The 4,592-nt window shown below is 67.3% G+C and carries 3 protein-coding genes; 2 read left to right on the forward strand and 1 reads right to left on the reverse strand.

All coding sequences use genetic code 11. The annotated features are described in order from the left end of the window. Nucleotides 1-65 precede the first annotated feature (65 nt). A complete protein-coding gene (locus VGC77_RS17875; protein WP_011474677.1) occupies nt 66-266 on the forward strand; it encodes a cold-shock protein in 201 nt (66 codons plus the stop codon). 141 nt (nt 267-407) lie between these two features. Here the strand turns inward: VGC77_RS17875 and VGC77_RS17880 are convergent, their stop codons facing one another. After that, nucleotides 408-1,058, reverse strand: coding sequence for a hypothetical protein (locus VGC77_RS17880; RefSeq protein ID WP_414709694.1), 651 nt, complete (start codon nt 1,056-1,058; stop codon nt 408-410). 152 nt (nt 1,059-1,210) lie between these two features. On the opposite strand from VGC77_RS17880, the gene putA reads away from it, so the two are divergent. Next, entirely contained in the window at nt 1,211-4,291 is a 3,081-nt protein-coding gene (putA, locus tag VGC77_RS17885) for a bifunctional proline dehydrogenase/L-glutamate gamma-semialdehyde dehydrogenase PutA (protein ID WP_331172915.1), read from the forward strand. Nucleotides 4,292-4,592 lie beyond the last annotated feature (301 nt).

The raw sequence follows: 4,592 nt of genomic DNA on the forward strand, positions 1-4,592 counted from the left end.
TAGAACAAGCCGGTGTGCGGGGCCGACCGTTCGTTACGTTTTTAAATCCTGCGGAGACTCTCTACATGGCTAAAGGTACTGTGAAGTGGTTCAACGCCACCAAGGGCTTCGGTTTCATCCAGCCCAGCAATGGCGGCAAGGACGTGTTTGTCCATATTTCGGCGGTTGAGAAGGCAGGCCTTTCGACGCTCAATGAAGGTCAGACGGTTGAATTCGAAGAAGTCGCCAATCGCGGCAAGACTTCGGCGGAAAACCTCAAGGTTTGATCGGCGACGTTGTTTAGGCATGCCCTCGGAGATGATCCGAGGGTGCGTCCTTTAAAAAGATCATGCTGAATTTTGCGATGGCCCTCGTTTCAAGAATGGCCATCGTTTTTTTGTATGCGGCCGGTTCGTCCGCCGCAGGCCTCAGTCCTGCTTGACCCATTGCCCGACCGGCATCACCTCGGGCGCCTGCGCATAGCCGCGGGTCCACATGTCGACCACCCATTCGACACCCGTCGCGCGCTCCAGCAGCACCGCGGTGTTGTGCGGCGTCTGCAGCACCAGCACGTTGCCGCGATAATGCGGATCGCCGACCGTGTGATATTTCAACAGGCCCCAGCCTTGCAGCAATAACAGCAGGCTGGTGGTGTTGCGGGTGGTGTCCCAGCAATCGAAGTTCGACTTGTCGGCGCCGGAGCGGAAATCGGCGCGCGCCACCCGCTTGTCGGTGCCGAGCACGGGGCCGACCCGGCGATCGAACCACACCACCGCCTTCTGCACCGCGGCACGCTCCGCCGCCGCCGAGCCGCGACCGCTGCCGAGGATCTGGCTGAGCGCCCGGCGATCGCCGGGGCCGAATTCCAACGCCTGCCGGCGCCGGCAGACGAAGCCGTAGCACACCGTCATCGCGTTGCCCGACGGCGGGAAGATCGACACCGACGTATAGAGCTGGGCGATCGCCGGGCTGACCTCGGCGGCCCCGGCCGAGGCCGCCGCGCCCAGCGCGGCCAGGCCAAAGCTCATGGCGACGACGGCGCGGCGAACAGGCGAATGGATTCGATCGGTCGACGTCATGCAGCAAGTCCCCCGGCTTGGCGCGAACCTAGCCTTCCCGCCTCCACCTGCCAATATCGCGGTCCACAGCCGATTGCGCCGCCGATCGGCGGCGGCCTTTGCAACCGACGCCCGCATCGCCATGTCTTGAGGAAGCATGGGGGAGCCTTCGGATGCTGGACCAGTCTGCCCTTCCCGTCTTCACCGCGCCTTACGCCGCCGACGACGGCGCGCTCGCCGCCGCGCTGTTGGCCGCAGCGCCGCTGCCGCCGCAGCGCGAGGCGCGGATCGACGCCACCGCGACGCGGCTGATCGCGGCGATCCGCGCCGATCACGACCGGCTTGGCGGCGTCGAGGAGATGCTGCGCGAATTCGCGCTCTCCACCCGGGAAGGCGTGGCGCTGATGGTGCTGGCGGAAGCGCTGCTGCGGGTGCCGGATGCGCGGACCGCCGATCAGTTCATCGAGGACAAGCTCGGCCAGGGCGATTTCGAACACCACGCAACGCAGTCGCAGGCGCTGTTGGTCAATGCCTCGGCCTGGGCGCTGGGAATCTCGGCGCGGGTGGTGCAGGCCTCCGACACCCCGCAGGGCATTCTCGCGACCTTGAGCAAACGGATCGGCGCGCCGGCGGTGCGCGCCGCGACCCGCGCCGCGATGCGGCTGATGGGCAATCATTTCGTGCTCGGCGAGACCATCGAGGCGGCGCTGCAGCGCGCCGCGGCGCAGGGCGGCCGTTACTCGTTCGACATGCTGGGCGAAGGCGCCCGCACCCAGGCCGACGCCGAGCGCTACCTCGCATCCTATGCCAAAGCGATCGACGCCATCGGCCGCAGCGCCGGCACCGCGCAACTGCCGGCGCGTCCCGGCATCTCGGTGAAACTCTCGGCGCTGCATCCGCGATTCGAGCCGCTCGGCCGCGACCGGGTGATCGCCGAGCTGGTGCCGCGCCTGATCGAGCTGGCGCGGCAGGCCAAAGCGCATCAGCTCAATTTCACGCTCGACGCCGAGGAGGCCGACCGGCTGGAATTGTCGCTCGAGGTGTTCGCCGCGGTGCTGCGCGATCCGGCGCTCGCCGGCTGGGACGGCTTTGGCCTTGCGGTGCAGGCCTATCAGAAGCGCGCGCTGGCGGTGATCGAACACGTCGGCGAATTGGCGCGCCGGCTCGACCGCCAAGTGATGCTGCGGCTGGTCAAGGGCGCCTATTGGGACAGCGAGATCAAGCGCGCGCAGGAGCGCGGGCTCGCCGACTATCCGGTGTTCACCCGCAAGGCGATGACCGACCTCAACTACCTCACCTGCGCGCAGAAACTACTCAGCCTGCGGCCGCGGATCTATCCGCAATTCGCCAGCCACAACGCGCTCACGGTAGCGAGCATTCTGGAGATCGCCGGGGACGCCGACGGCTTCGAATTGCAGCGGCTGCACGGCATGGGCGAAGCGCTCTATGCGCAACTCGCCAAGGATCACCCGGCGCTGCCGTGCCGGATCTATGCCCCGGTCGGCGGCCATCGCGATCTGCTGGCCTATCTGGTGCGGCGGCTGCTGGAAAACGGCGCCAATTCGTCCTTCGTGGCGCAGGCCGGCGACGACAAGGTGCCGGTCGCCACGCTGTTGCGGCGGCCCGCCGACAGCATCGGCGATCCATCGCAAGCGCGGCATCCGAAGATTGCGCTGCCGCGAGACCTCTATCGGCCGCGGCTCAACTCGCAAGGCTTCGAATTCGGCGACCGCGCCGCGCTCGACGCTTTGCTGGCCGAGATCGCGGCGCCGACCGCCTCGTTCACCGCCGCGCCATTGATCGACGGCGTGGCGCTGCGCGGCAGCGCGCGGCCGGTCATCAGTCCAATCGATTCGACCAGTGTCGTCGGCGAGGTGCTGGAGGCGACGCCCGACCAGATCGCGCAGGCAATCGCCGCGGCGCGCCGCGGCTTCGTGACTTGGAGCCGCACGCCGGCGGAGGCCCGCGCGGCGGCGCTGGAGCGCGCGGCCACGCTGCTCGAACAGCAGCGCGCGAAAATCATCGCGCTGCTGCAGCGCGAGGCCGGCAAGACGCTGGATGATTGTGTTTCGGAAGTGCGTGAGGCGATCGATTTCTGTCGTTACTATGCAGCCGAAGGCCGCCGGCTGTTCGGCGCCGGCCAAGCGATGCCGGGGCCGACCGGCGAGAGCAACGTTTTGACGTTGCGCGGCCGCGGCGTGTTCGCGGCGATCTCACCGTGGAATTTTCCGCTGGCGATTTTTGTGGGCCAAGTGAGCGCCGCTTTGATGGCCGGCAACGCCGTGATTGCCAAGCCGGCCGAACAGACGCCGCTGATCGCGGCGCTCGCCGTGAGGCTGTTGCACGAGGCCGGCGTCGCGAAAGCAGCGCTGCAATTGTTGCCCGGCGACGGCGACATCGGCGCGGCGCTCGTGGCGCATGCCGAGATCGACGGCGTGGTGTTCACCGGCTCGGGCGAGGTGGCGCGCGCGATCAACCGCGCGCTCGCCGCCAAAGACGGCCCGATCGTGCCGCTGATCGCCGAGACCGGGGGCATCAACGCGATGATCGTCGACGCCACCGCGCTGCCGGAGCAGGTCGCCGACGACGTCGTTACTTCCGCATTTCGCTCCGCCGGGCAGCGCTGTTCGGCGCTGCGGCTGTTGTTTGTGCAGAGCGACGTCGCCGATCGCATGATCGAGATCATCGCGGGCGCCGCGCGGGAATTGAGCGTCGGCGATCCGCGCGATCCGGCCACCCAGATCGGCCCGGTGATCGATCGCGACGCCGCAGCGCGGCTCGAAGCGCATATCGCGCGAATGACGCGCGACGCGCAGGTGCATTATGCGGGGACCGTGCCCGGGCCGGGCTATGTCGCGCCGCATCTGTTCGAACTGGCGCGCGCCGATCAGCTCGGCGAAGAAGTGTTCGGACCGATCCTGCATGTGGTGCGTTACCAGGCCGATCGCTTCGACGACGTGCTGGGCGCCATCGCCCGCAGCGGCTATGGGCTGACGCTCGGAATTCATTCCCGCGTCGATGCCACGATCGAGCGCGCCGTCGCGCGGCTTCCGGTCGGCAACGTCTACGTCAACCGCAACATGATCGGCGCGGTGGTCGGCGTGCAGCCGTTCGGCGGATCCGGGCTGTCCGGCACCGGGCCGAAGGCCGGCGGGCCGCATTATCTGCCGCGTTTTGCGCTCGAGCAGACGGTGAGCATCAACACCGCGGCGGCGGGCGGCAATGCGGCGTTACTGTCGGAGGATGAGGATTGATCGGGTGTCAGTCCTGGCGGCGGAAACGCCTGCGCGATCGACGCGGTGTCGGCAAGCCGGATTCCGCCGGTCAACGCATAACGCCTGTCGCCGCCCGCCTGCCGCGCTTGTTGGCGCGGCGTTTGGTGTGCGGCTCTGCTGTCTGTGATTTTGGTTATTGAACGCCAAAACGCCGCGCCCTTTTTGGGGTCGCGGCGTTTGTGTGTTTGGCTGAGATCGTATGTTGTGAGGATGATTTGTCCTTTGCAGGCCTGGCAGCGACCTACTCTCCCAGGGCTTGAGCCATAGTACCATTGGCGCT

Origin of the sequence: Rhodopseudomonas sp. (assembly GCF_036404135.1) — a bacterium.
Lineage (GTDB): Bacteria > Pseudomonadota > Alphaproteobacteria > Rhizobiales > Xanthobacteraceae > Rhodopseudomonas_A.